At 63.5% G+C, this 21,802-nt stretch carries 24 protein-coding genes; 14 read left to right on the forward strand and 10 right to left on the reverse strand.

Going from position 1 to position 21,802, the window contains the following annotated elements; translation table 11 throughout:
* Positions 1–42 precede the first annotated feature (42 nt).
* Complete coding sequence (locus tag KTR60_RS02320) at positions 43–2,397, reverse strand: penicillin-binding protein (protein ID WP_323374420.1); 2,355 nt, start codon at positions 2,395–2,397, stop codon at positions 43–45.
* Between the two features lie 291 nt (positions 2,398–2,688).
* Between KTR60_RS02320 and KTR60_RS02325 the strand changes: the two genes are divergently transcribed.
* On the forward strand, positions 2,689–3,012 hold the full coding sequence (locus tag KTR60_RS02325; RefSeq protein ID WP_007732375.1) for a WhiB family transcriptional regulator: 324 nt from the start codon (positions 2,689–2,691) through the stop codon (positions 3,010–3,012).
* An 18-nt stretch (positions 3,013–3,030) separates the two neighbouring features.
* On the opposite strand, the gene KTR60_RS02330 is transcribed toward KTR60_RS02325, so the two are convergent.
* Together KTR60_RS02330 and KTR60_RS02335 are read right to left on the reverse strand one after the other, a co-directional pair.
* Positions 3,031–4,209 carry an ArsA family ATPase gene (locus KTR60_RS02330; RefSeq protein WP_007732380.1) on the reverse strand — a complete coding sequence of 393 codons (1,179 nt, stop codon included), beginning with the start codon at positions 4,207–4,209 and terminating at the stop codon, positions 3,031–3,033.
* The gene (locus KTR60_RS02335; protein ID WP_037130910.1) at positions 4,209–5,222 is read right to left on the reverse strand and encodes an ArsA family ATPase; all 1,014 of its coding nucleotides are present in this window, start codon (positions 5,220–5,222) and stop codon (positions 4,209–4,211) included. The genes KTR60_RS02330 and KTR60_RS02335 overlap by 1 nt, the downstream gene beginning before the upstream one ends.
* A gap of 53 nt (positions 5,223–5,275) precedes the next feature.
* Between KTR60_RS02335 and KTR60_RS02340 the strand changes: the two genes are divergently transcribed.
* The 9 genes from KTR60_RS02340 (at position 5,276) to KTR60_RS02380 (ending at position 12,628) form a co-directional block, all read left to right on the forward strand.
* Positions 5,276–5,440 (forward strand): hypothetical protein, encoded by a 165-nt coding sequence (locus KTR60_RS02340; RefSeq protein WP_003943454.1) that lies wholly within the window; start codon positions 5,276–5,278, stop codon positions 5,438–5,440.
* A 5-nt stretch (positions 5,441–5,445) separates the two neighbouring features.
* The gene (locus KTR60_RS02345) at positions 5,446–5,916 is read left to right on the forward strand and encodes a RidA family protein (RefSeq protein WP_003943508.1); all 471 of its coding nucleotides are present in this window, start codon (positions 5,446–5,448) and stop codon (positions 5,914–5,916) included.
* Positions 5,916–6,701 (forward strand): MBL fold metallo-hydrolase, encoded by a 786-nt coding sequence (locus KTR60_RS02350; protein WP_007732381.1) that lies wholly within the window; start codon positions 5,916–5,918, stop codon positions 6,699–6,701. The genes KTR60_RS02345 and KTR60_RS02350 overlap by 1 nt, the downstream gene beginning before the upstream one ends.
* Positions 6,702–6,827: 126 nt before the next feature.
* Positions 6,828–8,303 carry a 2-hydroxymuconic semialdehyde dehydrogenase gene (locus KTR60_RS02355; RefSeq protein ID WP_003943524.1) on the forward strand — a complete coding sequence of 492 codons (1,476 nt, stop codon included), beginning with the start codon at positions 6,828–6,830 and terminating at the stop codon, positions 8,301–8,303.
* 42 nt (positions 8,304–8,345) lie between these two features.
* The gene (locus tag KTR60_RS02360; RefSeq protein WP_042446669.1) at positions 8,346–9,119 is read left to right on the forward strand and encodes a 2-keto-4-pentenoate hydratase; all 774 of its coding nucleotides are present in this window, start codon (positions 8,346–8,348) and stop codon (positions 9,117–9,119) included.
* On the forward strand, positions 9,116–9,568 hold the full coding sequence (locus KTR60_RS02365; RefSeq protein ID WP_003943520.1) for a RidA family protein: 453 nt from the start codon (positions 9,116–9,118) through the stop codon (positions 9,566–9,568). Before KTR60_RS02360 ends, KTR60_RS02365 begins: the two co-directional genes overlap by 4 nt.
* On the forward strand, positions 9,565–10,086 hold the full coding sequence (locus KTR60_RS02370) for a 3-hydroxyanthranilate 3,4-dioxygenase (RefSeq protein WP_003943511.1): 522 nt from the start codon (positions 9,565–9,567) through the stop codon (positions 10,084–10,086). Before KTR60_RS02365 ends, KTR60_RS02370 begins: the two co-directional genes overlap by 4 nt.
* A 3-nt stretch (positions 10,087–10,089) precedes the next feature.
* A complete protein-coding gene (locus KTR60_RS02375; protein ID WP_042922846.1) occupies positions 10,090–11,085 on the forward strand; it encodes an amidohydrolase family protein in 996 nt (331 codons plus the stop codon).
* Positions 11,086–11,269: 184 nt separating this feature from the next.
* Positions 11,270–12,628 (forward strand): MFS transporter, encoded by a 1,359-nt coding sequence (locus KTR60_RS02380; RefSeq protein WP_042446679.1) that lies wholly within the window; start codon positions 11,270–11,272, stop codon positions 12,626–12,628.
* 58 nt (positions 12,629–12,686) lie between these two features.
* Here KTR60_RS02380 and KTR60_RS02385 read toward each other — a convergent pair whose 3' ends face one another.
* From KTR60_RS02385 to KTR60_RS02410, 6 genes are all read right to left on the reverse strand, one after another.
* Complete coding sequence (locus KTR60_RS02385; RefSeq protein WP_003943516.1) at positions 12,687–13,613, reverse strand: LysR substrate-binding domain-containing protein; 927 nt, start codon at positions 13,611–13,613, stop codon at positions 12,687–12,689.
* A gap of 50 nt (positions 13,614–13,663) precedes the next feature.
* Positions 13,664–14,956, reverse strand: coding sequence for a carboxylesterase family protein (locus tag KTR60_RS02390; protein WP_228401742.1), 1,293 nt, complete (start codon positions 14,954–14,956; stop codon positions 13,664–13,666).
* A gap of 85 nt (positions 14,957–15,041) precedes the next feature.
* On the reverse strand, positions 15,042–15,602 hold the full coding sequence (locus tag KTR60_RS02395) for a TetR/AcrR family transcriptional regulator (RefSeq protein WP_003943459.1): 561 nt from the start codon (positions 15,600–15,602) through the stop codon (positions 15,042–15,044).
* A 15-nt stretch (positions 15,603–15,617) separates the two neighbouring features.
* Positions 15,618–16,088, reverse strand: a complete 471-nt coding sequence (locus KTR60_RS02400) for a DUF1348 family protein (RefSeq protein ID WP_007732407.1) — start codon at positions 16,086–16,088, stop codon at positions 15,618–15,620.
* A gap of 129 nt (positions 16,089–16,217) precedes the next feature.
* A complete protein-coding gene (locus KTR60_RS02405; protein WP_003943506.1) occupies positions 16,218–16,892 on the reverse strand; it encodes a Crp/Fnr family transcriptional regulator in 675 nt (224 codons plus the stop codon).
* 255 nt (positions 16,893–17,147) lie between these two features.
* A complete protein-coding gene (locus KTR60_RS02410; protein ID WP_039973294.1) occupies positions 17,148–17,420 on the reverse strand; it encodes a hypothetical protein in 273 nt (90 codons plus the stop codon).
* Between the two features lie 80 nt (positions 17,421–17,500).
* On the opposite strand from KTR60_RS02410, the gene nth reads away from it, so the two are divergent.
* From nth to KTR60_RS02430, 4 genes are read left to right on the forward strand one after another with little or no spacing between them, the layout of a single operon-like run.
* Positions 17,501–18,286 (forward strand): endonuclease III, encoded by a 786-nt coding sequence (gene nth / locus KTR60_RS02415; protein ID WP_003943471.1) that lies wholly within the window; start codon positions 17,501–17,503, stop codon positions 18,284–18,286.
* A 6-nt stretch (positions 18,287–18,292) separates the two neighbouring features.
* The gene (locus KTR60_RS02420) at positions 18,293–18,946 is read left to right on the forward strand and encodes a TlpA family protein disulfide reductase (RefSeq protein ID WP_003943500.1); all 654 of its coding nucleotides are present in this window, start codon (positions 18,293–18,295) and stop codon (positions 18,944–18,946) included.
* Positions 18,943–19,662, forward strand: coding sequence for an NUDIX hydrolase (locus KTR60_RS02425; RefSeq protein WP_007732411.1), 720 nt, complete (start codon positions 18,943–18,945; stop codon positions 19,660–19,662). Before KTR60_RS02420 ends, KTR60_RS02425 begins: the two co-directional genes overlap by 4 nt.
* Positions 19,659–20,849 (forward strand): MarP family serine protease, encoded by a 1,191-nt coding sequence (locus tag KTR60_RS02430; protein WP_003946095.1) that lies wholly within the window; start codon positions 19,659–19,661, stop codon positions 20,847–20,849. Before KTR60_RS02425 ends, KTR60_RS02430 begins: the two co-directional genes overlap by 4 nt.
* Before the next feature lie 3 nt (positions 20,850–20,852).
* On the opposite strand, the gene KTR60_RS02435 is transcribed toward KTR60_RS02430, so the two are convergent.
* Positions 20,853–21,788, reverse strand: coding sequence for an alpha/beta fold hydrolase (locus KTR60_RS02435; RefSeq protein WP_228401743.1), 936 nt, complete (start codon positions 21,786–21,788; stop codon positions 20,853–20,855).
* Positions 21,789–21,802 lie beyond the last annotated feature (14 nt).

Below are 21,802 nucleotides of genomic sequence, written 5' to 3' on the forward strand. Positions count from 1 at the left end.
CGCGGCCGTTCTTGTTTTCAGGGCCGTCAGTTTTCAGGGCCGTCAGTTCGGTGGGGTCCCCGCAGGCGGTGCGGGTTGGCCTCCCGGGGGAGTCGCGCCCGGTGCCGGAGCTGCTGGAGCTGCCGGGGATGCGGGTGCTGCCGGAGCCCTCACGGAGCCGTCACTGATGTAGATCGTGACGGTCGAACCCGGGATCGCGGACCCGGACGGCGAAACTCCGGTGACCGTTCCCGCCCGTGCTCCGGACGCCGTGGTCACGGAATTGACCGTGAAGCCGGACGCCTGCAACCTCGACGTCGCCGCCGACTGGCTCAGGCCGACAACCTCGGGAACCTGGCCGTTCTGTGATCCCCGTGCGTACTTCTCGTCGATCGGAGGCAGCGAAGTGGGCCCGAAGTTGTTGGCGACCGGGTTCATTGCCGCGAACCAGGATCTCGCCGGTTCGGTACCGCCGTACAGGTTGCCGCTGTAGCAGGGGCGTAGCGGGCTCGAGCAGATCTCGCCGGGCGTCGGGGAGTCGCCGAAGATGTAGACGGCCGCAGCGAGGTTGTTGGTGAAGCCGAGGAACGCCGAGGACTTGTGGGTCTCGGTGGTACCCGTCTTGCCCGACATCGGCAGGCTCCATCCGGCGCTGCTCGCGGCACCGGCAGACGTACCGGCGCCGACGTCGTCACGGCTCATGGCGTTGGCGAGTGTGTCTGCCAAGCCGGGCTCGACGACCTGCTCACAGCCCTGCTCGGTGACGGCCACCGGCTTGCCGTAGCGGTCGAAGACCGAATCGATGGGACTCGGCGGGCACCACTTGCCGTGCGAGGCGAGAGTGGCCGCGACGTTGGAGAGTTCGAGCGGGTTGATCCAGGTGGGGCCGAGGGTGAACGAACCGAGGTTCTGTTCCTTCTGGAAGTCGGCCATGCTGCGCTCGTCGAAGCCCGAGGTGTTGGGATCGGCGTACGAGCGCATGCCGAGACGGACAGCCATGTCGACGGTCGGCGTGACGCCGGTCGCCTCGATGAGCTTGACGAAAGCGGTGTTTGGGGACTGTGCCAGGGCGTCGGTCACGGACAGCGTCGGCGGATAGTTGCCGGCGTTCTCCACGCAGTACGTCGAGACCGGGCAGCCTGCCGCACCACCGCTACCCATGCCCTTGGCTTCGAAGCGCTTGGGCACGTCGAGGGTCGCGTTGATGCCGAGGCCCTTCTCCATCGCCGCAGCGGTCGTGAAGATCTTGAAGACGGAACCCGCACCGTCACCGGCAAGGGAGTACGGCTGCGCCTGGACGGTTTCGTCGGCGTCGGCATTGAGTCCGTACGTGCGACTGCTGGCCATCGCGATGACCTTGTGTGAATCCTGGCCCGGCCTGATCACGTTCATCACGTTCGCGATGCCGTCGAGGTTGGCGCTCGCGTTCGCGTTCAGTCCGGCCTTGGTGGACGCCTGGACCTGCGGATCGAGAGTGGTCTTGATGAGGTAACCACCCTCGTTGATCTGGTCGCGGGTGATTCCGGCATCCGAGAGGTACTTCAGTGCGTAATCACAGAAGAATCCGCGATCGCCTGCAGCGATGCAGCCGCGCGGCAAGTTGTTGGGGGTTTCGAGGACGCCGAGGGGCTCTTCCTTGGCTGCACGGAACTCGTCGGCACGATCCGGAATGTTCGTGATCATGGTGTCGAGCACGGTGTTACGACGCTCGGTCACGCCCTCGACGTTCGTGTACGGGTTCAGCGCGGAGCTGGACTGAACCATGCCGGCCAGCATCGCGGACTGCGGAACGGTCAGATCTGCGGCGTCGACGCCGAAGTAGGTCTGAGCCGCGTCCTGAATGCCGAAGGATCCGTTGCCGAAAGGTACGAGGTTGAGGTACCGGGTGAGGATCTCGTCTTTCGTGAGTTCCTTGTCCAGCGTCAGCGCCATCCGGATCTCGCGGATCTTTCGGGCCGGGGTGGTCTCGATGGCAGCGCGGCGCTCGGCATCCGTCTTGGCCACGACCAACAGTTGGTAGTTCTTCACATACTGCTGATCGAGTGTCGACGCGCCCTGCTGCACTTCACCGGTCGTCGTGTTGGTGAGGAAGGCGCGCAGCGTTCCCTGCCAGTCGACGCCCTTGTGGTCGGGGAACCGGCGGTCCTCGATGGAGACGATCGCCAACTTCATGTTGTTGGAGATCTTCTCGCTCGGGACTTCGAAGCGTCGTTGGTCGTACAGCCAGGCAATGGGATTGCCTGCCGCATCGACCATGGTGGACACCGCGGGGACCGTGCCTTCGACCAGTTCGGCCGAGACGTTGTCGACGGTATCGGCAGCGCGATTGGACGCGAATCCGAATCCGCCGGCCACCGGGAACATCACCCCTGCGACCAGGACACCCGCCAATGCGGAGCTTCCGGCGAGCTTCGCCACTGTTTTTGCAATCGACACGATCTACAGAGTACGTGTGCCCACCCATTGGAACCGGTTTCAGTGTTTTGCGGGTGTTCAAAACCTCCTGAACACGCGCTTTGTACTGCCGTACCAAAAAATGCTCCCGACCGTCTTGCGTTAGGGGCGTTCTTTACCTAAATTGTGATCAGTGTGATCGACGTAACACTCGATCACGAATGTGTCTCAGCTTTCACGTGCTACCGCGAGACGGCTGAGATGGTGCGCTGCTCGCCTCATGGCGACGGTCAGACTTTGTAGAGGGGACCCAGAATGTACACAGCCACCCCGAGTAGCCGTTTGGACATCGAGCAGGCCGAGGCACGAATTGCCTGGGTAACTCAGGCGCGATGCCGCGAGGTCGATCCCGACCAACTTTTTGTTCGTGGCGCCGCACAGCGCAAGGCAGCCACCATCTGCCGTCACTGCCCGGTCCTCATGCAGTGCGGAGCAGATGCTCTCGACAACCGTGTCGAGTTCGGTGTGTGGGGCGGAATGACCGAACGTCAGCGCCGTGCATTGCTCAAGCAGCACCCCGACGTCGACTCCTGGTCCGAGTTCTTCGAAGACCAGCGCCAGCATCACTCAGCAGTCTGATCCAGGTCGATCGGGGGATCAGCCCTTACGAGTGAGCTGATCTCCCACCGCGCGCAGCGCCTCGAGGTCCGAGACCTCGAACGGTAGCGACGGAACACCGATCAGCGGCACCCTCGGGTGAGCTGCGGTGAATCGACTCAGCAAGGCGATTTCTCGCTTCGCGATCACTGCCCGATGGGCATGGATGCGGAGAACGGCTGCGGTGAGGGCCTCGGCCTCGGTCGCATTTTCCTTCGCTTCCAGTTTGTCGGCGGCGGTCACCGCATGATCGGCAGGCAGAGCCGTCAACGTCGGGTGAGTGCGGTTGAGAACCAGACCGGCCAACGGCATCGAGTCACCCGCAAGGCGATCGACGAAGAACGCCGCCTCACGGAGAGCGTCGGGCTCGGCCGCTGCGATCACCAGGAAATGAGTCCCCGGCTGACGCAGCAACTCGTAGGTCTTCGTGGCGCGTTCACGGAAACCGCCGAACATCGAGTCGAGCGACTGCACGAATGCCGATGCATCCGAAAGCATTTGGCTTCCCACGATGGTCGAGACACCCTTCAGGGCCAATCCCATCGCGCCGGCCACGAGCCTGGTCAGGCCACGGCCGGGTGCCGAGAGCAGCCGGATCATCCGTCCGTCGAGGAATGTTCCGAGCCTCTGTGGAGCGTCGAGGAAGTCGAGCGCATTGCGCGACGGCGGGGTATCGACGATCACCAGATCCCACGCGTCGTTCGACGCCAGCTGCCCCAACTTCTCCATCGCCATGTACTCCTGCGTTCCGGAGAACGATGTGGCAACGGTTTGGTAAAAGGGATTCGCCAGGATCTGCTCGGCCTTCTCAGGGCTCGAATGCTCGATGACCATCTCGTCGAAAGTCCGACGCATGTTCAGCATCATCGCGTGGAGTTCGCCCGTGGCCTCGGGACCCAGCTTCACCGGCTGCGGAGTGTTGTCGAGTTCGGCCACACCCAAGGCCTGTGCGAGGCGACGGGCCGGATCGATGGTGAGGACGACTACGCGTCGGCCCTCTTCGGCTGCCCGCAACGCCAGCGACGCAGCCGTCGTGGTCTTGCCGACGCCACCTGCGCCGCAACACACCACGATCCGGGCCGTCGGGTCCTTGATGATCGCCGAAATATCGAGGGCAGGAGCTGCGCGTCGGCCGGTCCTGGAACTGCCGACCGTCACGTTCTCGGTGGTCTCGGTCATCACACGCCCTGTTCCGTGAGGTATTCGGCCAGCTCGTAGAGCCCACCGAGATCGACGCCGTCGGCGAGTGCGGGAAGTTGCACCCGCGCGCCGTCGATCTCGCGGAGCTTCTCCGCACTGGATTCTTGAGCTTCGAGCACCGACGCGTGCTCGATCGTCTCGGTGAGCAGGCCGGCGAAGTCGTCGTCGGACAGATCGATGCCGACATCGGAGAGCGTCGACCGGATCGAAGCTGCATCGATGTTGCCGGCTGCAGCACCGGAGAGTTGGTCTTCGGGCAAGAACCTCGGGCTGGCGCGGTTGACGATGATGGCACCGAGGTTGAGGTCGTCACGCGCCAGTTCTGCGGCGGCGTCGGCGGTTTCCTGAACGGGCAGCGCTTCGAGAAGCGCAACAAGATGTACGACGGTCTCCGGCGAGTGCAGCAGCCGAACGACGCCTTCACTCTGCGAATGCACCGGGCCGCCCTTGGCGAGGTCGGCCATCGCCTTGGTGACGTCGAGGAAGCTGCCGATCCGCCCGGTCGGGGGAGCATCGACGACAACGGCGTCGTACACGCGTTTGCCGGTTCGATCGGTGCGGATGACGCACTCCTTGATCTTGCCGGTGAGCAGAACGTCGCGAAGGCCTGGAGCGATTGTGGTGGCGAATTCGATGGCGCCGAACTTACGCATCGCCCGGCCGGCGAAGCCGAGGTTGTAGAACATTTCGAGGTATTCGAGGAACGCGGTCTCGATGTCGACGGCCAGAGCCATCACTTCACCGCCACCTTCGGCGGCCGCGACCTTGGTCTCCTGCGGTGGAAGCGGTGGTACGTCGAAGAGCTGCGCGATTCCCTGGCGGCCCTCGACCTCCACGAGGAGAACGCGCTTGCCGCCTTCGGCCAACGCGAGCGCCAACGCGGCGGCAACCGTGGACTTACCGGTTCCGCCTTTACCTGACACAAAGTGCAGGCGGGCCTTCGTCGCAGACTCGGGCCAGGTCCTGCTCAGCTCATCTTGGGATGCAACCACACCGCGAGCCTATAAGTCTGGGGCCGAAGATGTACGCGGGATAGGCTCACCGCATGAGCGAAATAACTTCCTGGGAATACACCGTGACTCCGTTGCTGGTCCACAATCCGAAGGCAATTCTCGACAACTGGGGTGTCGACGGCTGGGAACTCGTCGCCGTCCTGCCGAGCGCGTCGGGCGAGCAGCACGTCGCGTACATGAAGCGTCCGAAGGGCTGAATCACATGGCAGAGGCAACACAGACCTGGTCGGAGCGTCTCGCCGAACTGGGCATTGCACTTCCCGCCGTCGCGGCACCCGTCGCTGCGTACGTTCCCGCGGTTCGCAGCGGCAACCACGTGTACACGTCGGGTCAGCTCCCGTTCGTCGACGGAAAACTGGCGCTGACCGGCAAGCTCGGCGCGGGCGTGTCGGATGAGGACGCCAAGGCCGCGGCTCGCACCTGCGCGCTCAACGCTCTCGCTGCCATCGACGCCCTGGTCGGCATCGACAACGTCGTTCGCGTCGTCAAGGTTGTCGGCTTCGTGGCATCCGCCGAAGGATTCACCGGCCAGCCCGGCGTGATCAACGGCGCATCCGAGTTCCTCGGTGAGGTGCTCGGCGACGCCGGTATCCACGCCCGTTCGGCAGTCGGCGTGGCAGAACTTCCCCTCGGCTCTCCGGTCGAGGTGGAACTGATCGTCGAAGTTCGCTGATGTCGACTGTCCATCCCGCCTACGCGCAGCTTCGCCGCGTCACCGACATCGCTTCGGTCTTGCTCGAGAACAACCCGGGCATGATGACGCTGGACGGTACGAACACTTGGATTCTGCATGCTCCGGGCAGCGTCGAGTGTGTTGTCGTCGATCCAGGCGACAACGACGAGGAACACCTGCAACGTGTCGCTGGTATCGGTCCGGTAGCGCTGACCTTGATCACGCACCGGCACTACGACCACACCGGCGGGGTGGACCGTTTCCACGAATTGACTTCGGCTCCAGTGCGTTCCGTCGACCCAACTTTTCTTCGCGGGGGCGCTTCGGCGCTTGTCGACGGTGAAGTGATCGAGGTAGCGGGCCTGAAGTTGCGGATCCTCGCGACGCCGGGCCATACCGCGGATTCGGTGTCGATAGTCATCGAGAACGATGCGAGCGTGCTGACGGGCGACACCATTCTGGGCCGCGGCACGGCAGTTCTCGACGACTCCGACGGCGATCTGGGGGACTACCTCACCTCGCTGCGATCGCTGGCCGCACTCGGCGAAGGACTGACGGTTCTTCCCGGGCACGGTCCGGACCTACCCGATCTGCAGGCGATTTCGCAGCAGTACCTCGCCCACCGCGAGGAGCGTCTGGATCAGGTGCGGGCCGCTCTGTCGACGTTGGGCGAGTCGGCCTCGGTGCGCGACGTAGTCGAACACGTCTACTCCGACGTGGACCCGAAGTTGTGGCCGGTCGCGGAGAAATCCGTCAACGTGCAGTTGGCGTATCTGCGACGCTGAGGCGCTCGGCGCCGACATGCAGAGCTGAGTTGTGTAGCCGAACTGCCGCCATCTATGCCGATCGAGGTATAGCTGGCGGCAGTTTTTGCATTTGTTTGATATGGGTCACGGCCCAATAGTTAGTCCATGACCTCACAATGCGACGGATGGATCCGCAATTACGTGGACGGCTCCTATGTCGAACCCGACGAGTCGTCGAGCTTCGATCAGGTCGACCCAGCAACGGGCCGTGTTCTCGCCCGGGTCCACGAGGCCGACAAGGCCCTGGTCGATCGGGCCGTGACCTCTGCCAGACGTGCTCTGGACAACGGTTGGGCCGATACGCCGGTTCGAGAGCGGACGGCTCTGCTGCGACGCGCTGCCGACCGGATCGAGGAGCGATTCGAAGAGTTCGTCGCCGCAGAGATGGCGGACACCGGCAAGCCGATCACGCAGGCACGCGAACTCGACGTCGCGCGCGCCCTGACGAACTTCCGCACCTTCGCCGACATCGTCGCCGCGGCGGGACAGGAATCGTTTGTCACGGACCTCGCGGGCGGCAAGCAGGCGCTGAACTACGCGATCCGCAAGCCGCTCGGCGTCGTCGCCGTGATCGTTCCGTGGAACCTGCCGCTGCTTCTCCTGACCTGGAAGGTTGCGCCCGCGCTCGCGTGCGGAAACTCCGTGGTGGTCAAGCCCTCCGAGGAAACCCCGGCGACTGCGTCGTTGCTGGCCGAGGTGCTCGAAGAGGTCGGCCTGCCTGCCGGCGTCTACAACGTCGTCCATGGATTCGGTGCGAACTCGGCCGGCGAGTTCCTCACCACGCACCCCGGTATCGACGGCGTCACCTTCACCGGATCTTCGGCAACGGGTTCGCATGTCATGAAAACCGTTGCCCCGCGGGTCCGTCCGGTCTCGTTCGAGCTCGGCGGCAAGAACGCCGCGATCGTGTTCGACGACGTCGACATCGACGAGGCTCTGACGGGTCTGACCAAGTCGGTGTTCACCAACACCGGCCAGGTCTGCCTGTGCACCGAGCGGGTGTACGTGCACCGCAGCATTTTCGAAGACATCGCCGGTGGACTCGTGGAGCGGGCAGCAGGACTGCGTCTGGGCGACCCGACGCTCGATGCAACGACGACCGGACCGCTCATTTCGCAGGCACACCGGAAGAAGGTACTCGACTACTTCGAGATCGCCGAGCGGGAAGGCGCGAAAGTGCTGACCGGCGGCGGTATTCCGGACCTCGGACAGGAACTGTCGGGCGGATCCTGGATCGAACCCACCCTGTGGACAGGCTTGACCAACAAGGATCGCGCCGTACGTGAGGAGATCTTCGGACCCGTCGCAGCACTCATTCCGTTCGAGACCGAAGCCGAAGCGATCGCCCTCGCAAACGACACCGAGTACGGCCTTGCTGCCTCCGTGTGGACCAACGACCTGCGCCGCGGACACCGCGTCGCGCAGAAGATGAACGTCGGAATCTCCTGGGTCAACACGTGGTTCACCCGCGAACTGCGATCTCCCTTCGGCGGCATGGGCCTGTCGGGCATCGGACGTGAGGGCGGCGAGTCCTCGCTGCACTTCTACACCGAACCGACGAATGTATGTGTGCAACTGTGAACATCGAAACCGCAAAAGTTTTGCAGAAATGAGCGAGGCGTGATGACAGCCCCCGAAGACACCGTATCCGCGCTCGCGCGTCGCCTCGACGACGCTGCGCAGACGCGCACCGACACCCCGAGCCTCGCCGACGAACACACCATCGACATCGACCAGGCCTACCGGATCCAGAACGAACTCCTCGAACGGCGCACCAGCCGTGGTGAATCGATTGTGGGCATCAAGCTCGGCTTCACGAGCAAAGCGAAGATGGCGCAGATGGGTGTCTCCGAAGTGATCGTCGGTCAGTTGACCGACGCGATGTGCGTGAGCAACGGCGGCGAAGTCGACCTGAGGACGTTCATTCATCCCAAGATCGAACCCGAAGTGGCATACCGCTTGTCGAAGGACGTCGATCTCGACGATCCGAACGTCGACATCGAAACCTGCGTCGACGCACTGGCTCCCGCAATGGAGATCATCGACTCGCGGTACCGCGACTTCCGCTTCACCTACACCGACGTCGTCGCTGACAACACCAGCGCTGCCGGGTACGTGATCGGGAGGTGGCTGCCGCTACAGAACGTCGAAGACCGTTCCGTACGTATGGAAGTCGGCGGTGAGACGGTAGTCGGGTCCACGTCGGCCATTCTCGGCGATCCGGCGCGCGCTTTGCATGCACTGCTCGACATCGCCCGCCGACGCCGAATCCCGTTGCGCGCCGGGCAGGTAATTCTGGCCGGTGCCGCCACAGCAGCTGTGCGACTCGACGAGGGCGTCGCACAGTGCACGATCGACGGACTCGGAACCGTCACGGTGAAAGGTGTGAAGCGATGAGTGGGGCGCAGGTCATCGAGAAGCTGGCGAAGCCGCGCGGAAAGTTCCCCCACGTCAAGGTGGTCGGCGATTTCGTCTATGTCTCCGGGACCAGTTCGCGTCGACCCGACAACACGTTTGTCGGCGTCGAGGTCGACGAGATGGGGACCACGGCGCTCGACATTCGGGCGCAGACGCGTGCCGTCATCGAGAACATCGCGGCGATTCTCGCCGAAGTGGGTGGAGAACTGAGTGATCTGGTTCAGGTCACCTCCTACCTGGTGTCGATGAACGACTTCGGCGGATACAACGAGGTGTACGCCGAACTGTTCGACGAAAACGGTCCGACGAGAACGACTGTGGCTGTTCACCAGCTGCCCCACCCTCACCTGCTCATCGAAATTTCCGGCGTGGCGTACGTGCCCGCCTCCCGACGCTCGGCGTCCGAAGATACGGAGAATGCATCATGACCACGATTCCTCCCGTCATCGACTTCAAGAAGTGGATCGACGACAACCGCCACCTCCTGCAGCCGCCCGTCAACAATCAGACGATGGCGCTCGGAGACGATTTCATCGTGCAGGTCGTCGGCGGCCCCAACCAGCGGACCGACTACCACCTCGATCCGTACGAGGAGTGGTTCTACCAGCTCGAAGGCGACATCCACGTCAATGTCATGACCGAAGACGGTCCTCAGCGCGTCGACATTCGCGAGGGTGAAACTTGGTTGCTGCCAGGAGACATTCCGCATTCGCCGCAGCGTCCCACCGCGGGCTCGATCGGCCTGGTCATCGAACGCGTCCGCAAGGAAGGCACGCTCGAGAAGTTCCAGTGGTACTGCCTCGAATGTGATCACAAGATTCACGAGGTCGAACTTCAGGTGCGCGACATCGTGGCCGACCTTCCGCCGGTGTTCGTCAAGTTCTACGAGAGCGAAGAAGCCCGCACGTGTGACAAGTGCGGCACGCTCCATCCCGGCAAGGGCTGAGCTATGAGCAACCTGATCGACATCCACACCCACTACGTGCCCAACGGGTGGCCGGATCTGACCGAAGACGCGGGGCCGCAAGCGCCGTGGCTGAAGGTCGAGTCGGAAACCGAAGCAATGATCATGATGGGCACCAAGGAGTTCCGTCGCATCCAGTCCGATGCCTGGGACGCCGAGGTGCGGCTTCGGGACATGGATGCCGACGGAGTGCAGACTCAGGTCGTCTCACCTACTCCGGCGTTCTTCAACTATGGCCGGAGCGGTGAGCAGGCAAGTCGCATTGCACGGATCTTCAACGACCTCGCACTCGAGATCGTGGAGCCGGCGAAGGATCGGTTGATTCCGTTCTGCCAGGTGCCTCTGCAAGACACCGACGCAGCGTGCCGTGAGTTGGAGCGGTGCATCGCGAACGGGCACCGCGGTGTCGAGATAGGCAATCATGTCGGCGATCTGGACCTCGACAGCGAGGGGGTGGTGACGTTCCTGCAGCACTGCGCGTCGCTGGACGTGCCGGTATTCGTGCACCCGTGGGACATGGCCAACTCTCCGCGCCTCGATCGCTGGATGGCGCAGTGGCTCACTGCGATGCCGGCCGAAACGCACCTGTCGATACTCGCACTGATTCTCGGTGGGGTGTTCGACAAGATCGACGATCGTCTCAAGATCGGATTTGCGCACGGTGGTGGATCTTTCGCGTTCTGGTTGGGCCGGATGGAAAACGCCTGGCACGGCCGCAACGACATCATCGGAACGTCGCAGTTCCCGCCTTCGCACTACCTGGGAAGGTTCTACGTGGATTCCGTCGTCTTCGACGAGCGTGCGCTGCGACTGTTGGTGGACACGGTGGGGGTGGACCGTGTGATGGTGGGTAGTGATTACCCGTACCCCTTGGGGGAGCGTCCGGTCGGTGAGGTGGTTCGCAAGAGTGAGTTCTTGGACGATACTGCGCGCCAACTGATTTCGCGGGGGAATGCCGAACGTTTCCTGGGTCTCGTCTGAGGCCCCGGCTATACCTTTTCCGGTATGGCGGACGGTGAATTCGGCATTTGTGAGTCATGTCTCGAGCGAGCACAATTCCAAACACAACGATCGACGACGCTCGTGATACCGACAATCCCGAAGACGGGGTCGGTGACTACAGACTTCATCGTCCGCCTGCCCCATCCAATCGATAGGTTCCGCGATGTCAGACAAGATATCCAACAGCACTACGAGCGACGGAAAGCCGTTGCCGGAGAAAGCGGCCCGTAGCCGAGTTGCCATGGCAACCCTGGCCGGCACAACTCTCGAATGGTACGACTTCTTCCTCTACGGCACAGCCGCCGCGTTGATCTTCAACAAACAATTCTTCCCGAGCCTGAGCCCCACGGCCGGCACGCTGGCTGCCTTCAGCACCTTCGCCGTCGGGTTCATTGCACGGCCGGTGGGTGGACTCGTGTTCGGGCACTTCGGTGACCGGATCGGGCGCAAGGCCACGCTCGTGGTCTCATTGGTGATGATGGGCATCGGGTCCACACTCATCGGCCTCATCCCGAACTACGACTCCATCGGTTTCTGGGCGCCCGTCCTCCTGGTGGCGATGCGCGTCGTTCAGGGCATCGGTCTGGGCGGTGAAGGCGCCGGCGCGACACTCATGTCGATGGAGCACGCGCCGGCGGGGCAGAAGAATCTCTATGCAGGTTTCCCTCAGATGGGCACACCCGCCGGACTGGTTCTCGCCAACGGCATCTTCCTGACGACCAACGCCGTGATGTCGGACTCGGCATTCGCTTCGTGGGGTTGGCGAATCCCGTTCCTGCTCAGCTTCGTTCTGGTGGCGATCGGTCTGGTGATTCGCCTGCGCGTCACCGAGTCGCCGTCATTCGCCGGGATCATGGAGAAGGGCGAAATAGTCCGCTTCCCGCTGCGTGAGTCGCTCAAGGTCGGCTTCCCCCGTTTGTCTCTCACGCTTGCCGCGTGCTTGGCGAACTCCGCCGTGGCGTACGCCTTCATGGTGTTCACCCTGTCGTACGGAACTCAACATCTGGGCTACGACAAGCAATTCCTGGTGCTCAGCGTGACCGCGGCAGCAGTCCTGTGGTTCCTTTCCATCCCGTTCTGGACAAAGATCGCCGACAAGTACGGGCGTCGGCACATGTTCATCGGCGGATCAGCTGCAATCCTGTTGTGGTGCATCGTGTTCTTCCCGCTCCTCAACACCGAGAACAAAATGGTCGCCGTCATCGCGTTCCTGGGCATGGGCCTGATCGTTCCGGTCACACATTGTGTCCAGGGCAGCATCATCGCCGATACCTTCCCGGCCAAGGTCCGCTATTCCGGCTCGTCTCTGATCCTCCAGAGCGGTGCAATTCTCGGCGGTGGACTGGCACCGATGATCGCCACGGCTCTGCTCGACGCCACCGGATCTTCGGTCGGTGTGACCTGGTATCTCGCCGGGGTGTGCACGATCAGCCTGGTCGGCGCCATCGCACTGTTCAAGATTGTCCCCGATTCGTCGCGGGGCTTGGAGCACGAGGAGATTCGCGTCTCCGAAAACGCCTGAGTCCTGGTTGATCCGACATCGGCCCGTTCCCTCTGGAGGGAACGGGCCGATCGGCGTTTCACGGTCGCATGAGCTCAGTTGCAAAGGACTCCAGCGTCGCGATCAGGGCCTGCGCGGACGGACTCGACGTGCGAGTCGCCGACGAGGTGATGCCGACGCTGTGCCCGATCGGATCGAGTGTGATGGACAGGGTGGTCAAGCGCGCATCGTCGCGGGGGATGAGGCTCGGTAGTACCGCGATCATGTCGGTCTCGACCAGTAGCTGACGCACGGTGAGGAAAGAGGTTGCCTCGACCCGATTTTCGGGCAACGGCAAGCCGTTCCGGGCGAAGAACTCCTCGAGTTCGCGTCGGAGCACTGTCTCGACCCCGGGAAGGATCCAGGGGAAGCCGCGTAGTTCTTCGAGTTGGACGTCCTCGCGGTGAGCGAGCGGGTGATCTACGCGGGTGACGAGTTCGACGGATTCGGCGTAGAGGTTCCGTCTTGTCGCGGTGTCATCGGTAGGTGAGGTGAGCCGGCCGACGATCAGGTCGATTCGGCCCGCTTCCAGATCGGTGAGCAACTGCTCTGGCGTACCTTCGCGCACGACGACGGTGAGCAACGGGTGGTGAACCTTCAGGCGCGCGATAGCGCCGGGAAGCAGCACGTTGGATCCGGCGAGATGTGTTCCCACGATGACGGTTCCGCGATTGGCGTCGGCAAGTTCGACGACGTGTCGCCCGGCTTCGGTCAGCTGCGCGATCACGGCCCGTGCATGAGTTGTGAAGGCCTCGCCGAAAATGGTCGGGGTGATGCCGCGTGGGCCGCGGTCGAAGAGCGAGACGCCGAGAATGGACTCGATGTCGTGCAGACTCCGAGTCGCGACAGGTTGCGTGATGTGAAGTGCGGCAGCGGCGCCGACCACACTGCCCTGACGGCTCAATGCGTCGACGAGCAGGAGATGGCGGAGTTTGAGTCGCCCGTCGAGGAGCTTGGGCATGTCCATGGAGCAATCCTAGACGGGATTTCTCCGGGTGGGTAGGCGCCCGAAGTTGCTCAGGAGAAGGTGATTCCGATCGATTGGGACGAGGTGTACTTCTCCCAGGTTTCGCTGCTGTCCGGACTTCCCGTGTGCGCAAACGACGTCCAGTGCCGGCGTATCCGACGGCCCAGTGCGTCGATGCTCTGCCAGTCGCTGCTGCCCAGCATCGGTGAGCCCTGCCAGGACTGCTCGGTTCCCAACACGAAGGGTAGTTCTATGCAGTGAGTTGCTCCGAAGACGTCGTCCGTCGGTGCCCAGTCGAAGCGGTACGTGTACACCGACGCGCCGGCCGCTGTGAAGGTCTCGGCCAGCTCCATTGCCGGTTCGGCAAACATGTTCTGTGTCAGTGCCTTTTCGGCGACGTGTTCGGGATCGGGTACTCCCGCTACGTCGCGCACGAAAGCAGATCCCTCGTCTCGGGTGTATCCCACGATGACGTCAGGCGCTGTTTCGAAAGTTCGGATCACCGGTTCCAGTTCGGAGATCGGCGCGAAGGGCGGTTGCACGACATTGGGGGACCGCCGGCTGAACTCGACAGCCGTGCCGCGGAATGCGTCGAGAATGTGGAAGAGCGGCGCGGTCCGAGGATCTCCGTCGAGCAGTCGGGCAAACGTCTCCCCGTTCTCGATCGCGGCAGCCTGCGTGAAGTTGAGGTCCGGCCGTGGGGTGCTCTGCAGAATTGCTCGATGGAACAGGGTTCGAGAGTTGTTACTGCTCAACAGATTCACAATGGAATGAGCGCCGGCCGACTGACCGAATACGGTGACCGAGTCTGGGTCGCCGCCGAATGCCTCGATGTTCTCGCGCACCCACTCGAGCGCCGCGATCTGATCGTGTACCCCGAGATTGCCTTCGCTGACGCCGTCGAGGAGGAGGTATCCGAGCACGCCGACGCGATAGTTGACCGACACCACGACGACGTCGCCCTCGGCTGACAAAGCGCCGCCGTCGTACCAGGGGAGTGAGCCGCCGCCACTGGAGTACCCGCCACCGTGAAGCCACACCATCACCGGGCGATGACCGGTCAGCGACGGGGTTGTGACGGTGACGGTGAAGCTGTCCTCGCTGTGCTCCGGTTCGGGGAGCGGTGGCCCCATGATGCGTTCGAGTCGTGAAGGTGGTTGGGGGAAGACCGTTCCAAGCGCTGTGGCGTCGAAGACGTCGGAGAACGGTTCCACCGGTCGCGGCTTCTCGAAGCGCGGTGCGCTGGCGTAGGGGATCGCACCGAAGTAGTAGGAACCGTCACGCTTTCGGCCGCGGACCTTCCCCAAAGGGGTGGATGCGATCACCGTCTCGAACGAGGGCATGGGTTCCTTTCTTCTTGTGCATGCTTTTTCGAGCATGCCAGGTGGATGCCGCGGCACAAATGCCTTTGTGGTCGTGCGGTATGCGTTACGGCGTGAGTGCCTGTACCAGTCGATCTTCGAGTCGCGTCGTCACTCGGCTGTATACGGAACCGTCGTCCAGGGCCCGGGACATCACGATCGCCCCTTGGATCCCGGCCACGGCTTCTTCGGCGAGTCCGATGGAATCTTCGGCACCGACGAGTGCCGCCTCGAGAGCCGCTGTCCATTCGTCGAAGTATGTTCGCACCCTGGCGCCGAAGCGGTTTCGCTCTTCACCGAGTGCAAATGCGCCGAACAGGCAAATGCGTTGCCCTGACCGAAAGTAGTCGCCCGCGGTAGCGAACATGCTCTGGATGCGCTGCCTCGGTGGAACCGATTCTGCTCGAAGAGGTTCGAAGACTTCGCTGCGAAACCATCCGTCGACCTCGTCGAGCACCGCCTCGGCCATCTCTTCCTTCCCGCGCGGAAAGAAGTTGTAGAGACTGCCTTTGCCCAAACCGGTGTGTTCGGTGATGACGGCCAGGCTTGCTCCGTCGAACCCGTAGGTTCGAAACACGTTCGCGAGAGCGGGAATCGTGTCCGAGCGTTCAGCTACCTGTCTGGCCATGGATTCATCCTTTCATCACAGACCCAACTCGCTCAGGCCCGGATGATCGTGCGGGCGTGGTCCGGTCGGATCCCAGAAGAACTTTCGCTCGGACTCCTCGATGGGAACGTCGTTGATGCTGGCATGACGGTGGTGCATGAGTCCGTCGGCGTCGAATTCCCAGTTCTCGTTGCCGTAGGAGCGGAACCACTGCCCGTCGTGATCGTGCCACTCGTACGCGAATCGCACTGCGATGCGGTCGTCGCTGTGTGCCCACAACTCTTTGATCAACCGGTAGTCCAGTTCGCGGGTCCACTTCTCGGTCAGAAGTTCGACGATCTCGGATCGGCCGGTCACGAACGTCGACCGATTACGCCACCAACTGTCCGGCGTGTAGGCCAGTGACACCTTGTGCGGGTCGCGGGAGTTCCATCCGTCCTCGGCGAGGCGGACCTTCTGGACGGCAGTTTCGTGAGTGAAGGGCGGAATCGGTGCTCGGACGGTCATTGCGGGGCCTCTCGATCAGATATGTACCTATCGGTACAGACTTTACCGATAGGTACAACAAGAGTCCAGTGAATGACTTCGGCCGCCCCCACCGAAGCGGGAGCGGCCGAAAGAGTCGAACAGGAAGAGCTAGCGCGCGCGACGAGCGAGGCGCTCGGAATCCGAGATCAGGACGCTCTTGCCTTCGAGGCGAAGCCATCCGCGGTGTGCGAAATCGGCGAGCGCCTTGTTGACGGTCTCGCGGGAAGCGCCGACGAGCTGGGCGATCTCTTCCTGCGTGAGGTCGTGAGTGACGCGCAGGGCGCCACCTTCCTGAGTGCCGAAGCGCTGCGCGAGCTGCAGGAGCGCCTTGGCGACACGGCCGGGAACGTCCGTGAAGATCAGGTCGGCCAGGGTGTTGTTGGTACGACGCAGACGGCGGGCGAGAACGCGCAGAAGCTGCTCGGCGATCTCGGGGCGCTGCTGGATCCATGCCTTGAGAGCGTCGCGGTCCATGCTCACGGCGCGAACCTCGGTGACGGTCGTAGCCGTCGAGGTGCGGGGGCCGGGGTCGAAGATGGACAGTTCGCCGAACATGTCGGACGGGCCCATGATCGTCAGCAGGTTCTCGCGACCGTCGGGTGAGCGTCGACCGATCTTCACCTTGCCGGACACGATGATGTACAGGCGGTCACCGGGTTCACCTTCGTTGAAGATGACATGTCCACGGGGGAAGTCGACGGGCTGCAGCTGCTTTGTCAGCGCCGCTACCGCTGAGGGCTCGACTCCTTGGAAGATGCCGGCTCTTGCCAGGACGTCGTCCACGTGCGCTCCTTGTTGGGATTTGTTCGTTTGTGGTGTCATTTTTGCGCTATCTATCTTTGTACCCTCGCTGCGCACAAACCGTCGTACACAGGCTCAGCCCTCATGAGTGAGACACTGTGTCCAATGCAATCTGTGTTCAATGCAACAGGTACGGCATCGAAGTCTACGTCCCGTTAGCTCGCGACGAGTGATTGATGCCACGTAAGAGCCGAAAATTCTTCCGGAATCTGCTGCGGTGACTACTTTGTATGGCCGTCAACTTGCCCGTTGTGTCCGGATTTCGCCCAGGCTGGCGCTCTCGGGAGCCTCCGACTGACGGCCCTTACGCCTCCGGTGGAAGCGGGCGAACGCATGGGGAAACCCATCGCTTGCCAGGCGGGCGACGTCGTCGTGACTTGCCTGGTCGAGGAAGTCTTCTACTTCATGCTCTTGGACCGAGAGCCGACGCAATCGCCCTTCGACTCGTTCCATCGCCAGGGCAAAGAGCATAAGCAGTAGCGGAAAGAGAATTACTGCGAGTCCTTGCATAGGGGGAAGTAAACACGTCGAAGGTCTCAGAATCGACACGACGGAGTCTCCACTCATGTCGTATCCGTACAGTTGTCTGAGTGCAGACCACCCCGACAGGCAGTTCAGAGCAGCGGAAGAAACCGCGTTCGGGGGGTGCGCGGAAGGAAGAATCACACCTCGGATTGGTACGCCGGGCGCGTCGGATGAATCGTGAGCTCGCTGTGGCTTTCCCACACGTGTACTGCGAACTCGACTTCACGACTCCGTTGGAACTGGCAGTGGCGACAATCCTGTCGGCGCAATGCACCGACGTCCGCGTCAACATGGTCACGCCGGCACTCTTCGCCCGTTATCCCGACGCAAAGGCATACGCGGAAGCCGATCGGACCGAACTCGAGGAGTACATCCGCTCCACCGGCTTCTACCGGAACAAGACGACGTCGCTGATCGGACTCGGTCAGGCGCTACTCGAACGCCACGACGGGCAGGTCCCGAACAAGCTCGAAGATCTGGTGAAACTCCCAGGCATCGGACGCAAGACCGCGAACGTCGTGCTGGGCAATGCCTTCGACATTCCGGGAATCACCGTCGACACCCACTTCGGTCGGCTCGTGCGTCGGTGGAAGTGGACCGAGGAAGAAGATGCCGTCAAAGTGGAACACGCCGTCGGGGCACTGATCGAACGTAAGGAATGGACTCTGCTCTCGCATCGCGTGATCTTTCACGGCCGACGGGTCTGCCACGCGCGCAAGCCCGCGTGCGGTGTGTGTGTTCTGGCCAAGGACTGCCCGTCGTACGGTCTCGGCCCGACCGACAAAACCGAGGCCGCGGCCCTGGTGAAAGGCCCCGAGACCGATCATCTGCTCGCCCTGGCAGGGTTGTGATCGCCGATGACAAGTGCCGGAAGATGGTCTCTCGCTGCGCTCGTGGTCGTCGCGGCTCTCGTCGTGGCGATCTGGCCGCGCGGGGGAGACGACACGACGCCCACGTCGACGGGCCCGTCCTCGTCCGCGTATCAGCCGCCGACGTTCACTCCGTCGTCGGAATCGCTCGATCAACTCCGTAGCCAGGCGGCTCTGGCCTCCTGCCCGACTCCGACCGGCGAAGCGCCTGCCGGCTCGGCTCTCGCCGGAATCACCCTCGACTGCGTCTCCGACGGAGCGCCCGTCGACCTTGCCGCAGCGGTGGGCGGAAAGCCGACCCTGCTCAATCTGTGGGCGTACTGGTGCGCGCCATGCGCCGAAGAGCTTCCGTACCTTCAGGAATTCGCGGAGCGCGCCGACGGCAGCATCAACGTGCTGACCGTGCATTCGGATCCGAATCAGGAGAACGCTTTGACGCGACTCATCGACTACTCGGTGCGTTTGCCCGGCGTCCAGGACGGTGACGGCAAGGTACGGATCGCAGTGGGCGCACCGCCGGTGCTGCCGGTGTCGGTGCTCGTGCGCGCGGATGGAACAGTCGCCAAGGTCTTGCCCCAACCCTTCCGCAGTGCGGACGAGATCGCCGCCGCTGCGGCGCAATATCTGGGAGTCGTCGTATGAGTACACCGGTTCCCGAGTGGTTGCGCGCTGTCGCCAGCACCCAGCCCACCGATCCCCATCGGATCAACCCCGTCCTCGAGCGTCGCGCGCCGCGCGGCACCGTGACGCGTCCGGCCGCGGTGCTCGTGCTCTTCGGCGGACCGCGTGAGGCCGACCCTCTCGCCGTCGGCGGCTTGCCGGAGGGCGCAGACGTCCTGCTGACCCAACGGGCGTCGACGATGCGTCAGCACAGCGGACAGGTCGCATTCCCGGGCGGTGCCGCCGATCCGGGCGACGACGGCCCCGTCGGCACCGCGCTGCGTGAAGCGCAGGAGGAGACCGGGCTCGATCCGAGCGGAGTTCAGCCGCTCACCGTGCTGCCGGAGATCTTCATCCCGCCGTCGGGTTTCGACGTGACGCCGGTGCTCGGCTACTGGGAGCAGCCGACGACGGTGGGCATTCAGGACGAGGGCGAGGTCGGACGGGTGGCCCGGGTGCCGCTGCGCACGTTGCTCGACCCAGACAACCGGTTTCAGGTTCGACATCCCCTCGGGTACCAGGGCCCGGCGTTCCGCGCCGACGGCATGCTGGTCTGGGGGTTCACAGCAGGAATCCTCGCGGCGCTGTTCACGGTGTCGGGCTGGGAGATTCCGTGGAACTACGAGGACGTGAGAGACCTGGACACAGCGCTGTCCGAGTTCGGTGAAGGTGTCGAGGATTCGGCGGTGCCGCGATGACAGGTTCTCGTTGGGTGGACATCGCCATCGTTCTGGTCGCCCTCATCGCGGCCACGTCCGGATGGCGTCAGGGAGCGGTGGCGTCGGCGCTGGCGTTCGTCGGCGTGATCCTCGGTGCCGTCGCCGGGATTCTGTTGGCGCCGCACCTGCTCGTGCACGTCACCGAAGGCAAGCTGCGCATCCTCGCGGGCATCTCGCTGATCGTCGTGTTGGTCATCATCGGCGAGGTCGCCGGCATGGTGCTCGGACGCGCGGCGCGCAGCGGAATGCACAGTCCGACGGCGCGATCCGTCGACAGCGTCATCGGTGCGGGTCTACAGGCGGTGGCTGTCGTGGTCGCGGCGTGGTTGCTCGCGATTCCGCTCACTTCCTCGTCGCAGCCGAACATTGCCGCCGCTGTTCGTGGTTCGGACGTTCTCGCCAGCGTGGACGAAGTGGCGCCGCAGTGGCTGCGCCGCATCCCGACCGAGTTCTCGGCGCTGCTCGACACCTCCGGCCTGCCGGACGTCATCGGCCCGTTCGGGCGCACGCCCATCACCGAGGTCGAAGCACCCGACGCGAGCGTTCTCGCCAGTCCGTTGGCGGCGCAGTTGCGTCCGAGTGTTCTCCGCATCAACGGCGTAGCACCGAGTTGCCAGCGCGCGCTCGAGGGATCCGGATTCATCGTCGCCCCCGAACGCGTCATGACCAACGCCCACGTGGTTGCCGGAACCGAGAGCATCACCGTCGACACCATGGAGGGCGCACTGCCCGCGCAGGTGGTTCTCTTCGACTCCGCCGTGGACATCGCGATTCTGGCGGTTCCCGGATTGGACGCGCCGGTGCTGCCGTTCGCTCCGGAGCAGGCTCGGACCGGTGACAACGCGTTGGTGCTCGGCTACCCCGGCGGCGGTCCGTACACGGCCAGCGCAGCCCGCGTTCGTGAGGTCCTCAACCTGAACGGGCCGGACATCTACAAGGCCGGAACCACCCAGCGTGAGGTCTACACCGTCCGCGGATCCATCCGGCAGGGCAACTCGGGTGGACCGATGGTCGATGATCAGGGGCGGGTCCTCGGAGTCGTGTTCGGTGCTGCCGTCGACGACAGTGACACCGGATTCGTCCTCACCGCGCAGGAAGTCTCGCGCCAGTTGAACGCGGCTGCCTCGGCATCGACGCCCGTACCGACGGGCGCGTGCATCCTGTAGCGGTCACTTCTCCGTAAGGAGGAAGTCCCCGAGTTCGCGATTGACGCGCTCGGGGGCTTCCTGATGCGCGTAATGACCGACTCCGGCAATGGTGCGCAGTTTCTCGCCGGGAGCCCAGTGCTTGTCGCGACGCACGGTACGGGTGAGCACGTACGGGTCGAGTTCGCCGTGAATCTGGACGATCGGAATGCGAAGAACCTGATCCATCAAACGCATGAAACGTCGGCCCTCGGGGCGGAGCTGGCTGCGGAAGGCCCAACGCTGGTACTCCAACGTGGAATGCGCGACGCCCGGGATCCGGATCGCGGCCCGCATCTTGCTCATGACGTCTGCGAATTCGGGTTGCTGCGGCCAGGTGGGGCCGGACCGCGAGCGAACCAGACGCTCCACTTCGGCGCCGTTGTCGGCCGTCAACCGACGTTCCGGGCGTAGCGGTACCTGATAGGCCAGGAACGAGGGCAAAAGCGCGCGGCGCTGATAGGGGTCGCGGACGACTGCTTTCTTGAGCGCCATCGGGTGTGGAGACGAGATCAGCGCGATCGACCGCACCAGGCGTGGATGCAGGAGCGCGGTCGCCCAGCACACCAACCCGCCGTCGGCATGACCGATCAGCGTGGCCTTGCCGTAACCCATCGCACGAATGAGGCCGGCTACGTCACCGGCGAGCGTCCAACCGTCGTAGCCGCGAGGGGGCTTGTCGGAATCGCCGTACCCACGAAGGTCCATCGCGACGACGCGGAATCCCTGCTCCGACAGTGCCGTCAATTGATGGCGCCAGGACCACCAGAAATCGGCGAATCCGTGCAACAGGACCACCAACGGAGCATCCGGCTCCGCGTCGCCTACCTCGACGACGTGAAACCGGATGCCGTTGGCGTGAATGTCCCGGTGAATCCAGGGGCCGTCGAACCTGACGGTGGATGGATCTGGGGCTGCCACTTTCGATCAGACTC

It is taken from the genome of Rhodococcus sp. C1 (assembly GCF_020809065.1).
Lineage (GTDB): Bacteria > Actinomycetota > Actinomycetes > Mycobacteriales > Mycobacteriaceae > Rhodococcus_F > Rhodococcus_F qingshengii.

What these genes read in the sequence shown, in the direction of transcription:
- KTR60_RS02325 (WP_007732375.1), top strand. Translation starts at nt 2,689, where the DNA reads ATGTACACAGCCACCCCGAGTAGCCGTTTGGACATCGAGCAGGCCGAG.
- KTR60_RS02330 (WP_007732380.1), bottom strand. Translation starts at nt 4,209, where the DNA reads ATGACCGAGACCACCGAGAACGTGACGGTCGGCAGTTCCAGGACCGGC.
- KTR60_RS02340 (WP_003943454.1), top strand. Translation starts at nt 5,276, where the DNA reads ATGAGCGAAATAACTTCCTGGGAATACACCGTGACTCCGTTGCTGGTC.
- KTR60_RS02345 (WP_003943508.1), top strand. Translation starts at nt 5,446, where the DNA reads ATGGCAGAGGCAACACAGACCTGGTCGGAGCGTCTCGCCGAACTGGGC.
- KTR60_RS02350 (WP_007732381.1), top strand. Translation starts at nt 5,916, where the DNA reads ATGTCGACTGTCCATCCCGCCTACGCGCAGCTTCGCCGCGTCACCGAC.
- KTR60_RS02355 (WP_003943524.1), top strand. Translation starts at nt 6,828, where the DNA reads ATGACCTCACAATGCGACGGATGGATCCGCAATTACGTGGACGGCTCC.
- KTR60_RS02360 (WP_042446669.1), top strand. Translation starts at nt 8,346, where the DNA reads ATGACAGCCCCCGAAGACACCGTATCCGCGCTCGCGCGTCGCCTCGAC.
- KTR60_RS02365 (WP_003943520.1), top strand. Translation starts at nt 9,116, where the DNA reads ATGAGTGGGGCGCAGGTCATCGAGAAGCTGGCGAAGCCGCGCGGAAAG.
- KTR60_RS02370 (WP_003943511.1), top strand. Translation starts at nt 9,565, where the DNA reads ATGACCACGATTCCTCCCGTCATCGACTTCAAGAAGTGGATCGACGAC.
- KTR60_RS02375 (WP_042922846.1), top strand. Translation starts at nt 10,090, where the DNA reads ATGAGCAACCTGATCGACATCCACACCCACTACGTGCCCAACGGGTGG.
- KTR60_RS02380 (WP_042446679.1), top strand. Translation starts at nt 11,270, where the DNA reads ATGTCAGACAAGATATCCAACAGCACTACGAGCGACGGAAAGCCGTTG.
- KTR60_RS02385 (WP_003943516.1), bottom strand. Translation starts at nt 13,613, where the DNA reads ATGGACATGCCCAAGCTCCTCGACGGGCGACTCAAACTCCGCCATCTC.
- KTR60_RS02390 (WP_228401742.1), bottom strand. Translation starts at nt 14,956, where the DNA reads ATGCCCTCGTTCGAGACGGTGATCGCATCCACCCCTTTGGGGAAGGTC.
- KTR60_RS02395 (WP_003943459.1), bottom strand. Translation starts at nt 15,602, where the DNA reads ATGGCCAGACAGGTAGCTGAACGCTCGGACACGATTCCCGCTCTCGCG.
- KTR60_RS02400 (WP_007732407.1), bottom strand. Translation starts at nt 16,088, where the DNA reads ATGACCGTCCGAGCACCGATTCCGCCCTTCACTCACGAAACTGCCGTC.
- KTR60_RS02410 (WP_039973294.1), bottom strand. Translation starts at nt 17,420, where the DNA reads ATGCAAGGACTCGCAGTAATTCTCTTTCCGCTACTGCTTATGCTCTTT.
- KTR60_RS02420 (WP_003943500.1), top strand. Translation starts at nt 18,293, where the DNA reads ATGACAAGTGCCGGAAGATGGTCTCTCGCTGCGCTCGTGGTCGTCGCG.
- KTR60_RS02425 (WP_007732411.1), top strand. Translation starts at nt 18,943, where the DNA reads ATGAGTACACCGGTTCCCGAGTGGTTGCGCGCTGTCGCCAGCACCCAG.
- KTR60_RS02430 (WP_003946095.1), top strand. Translation starts at nt 19,659, where the DNA reads ATGACAGGTTCTCGTTGGGTGGACATCGCCATCGTTCTGGTCGCCCTC.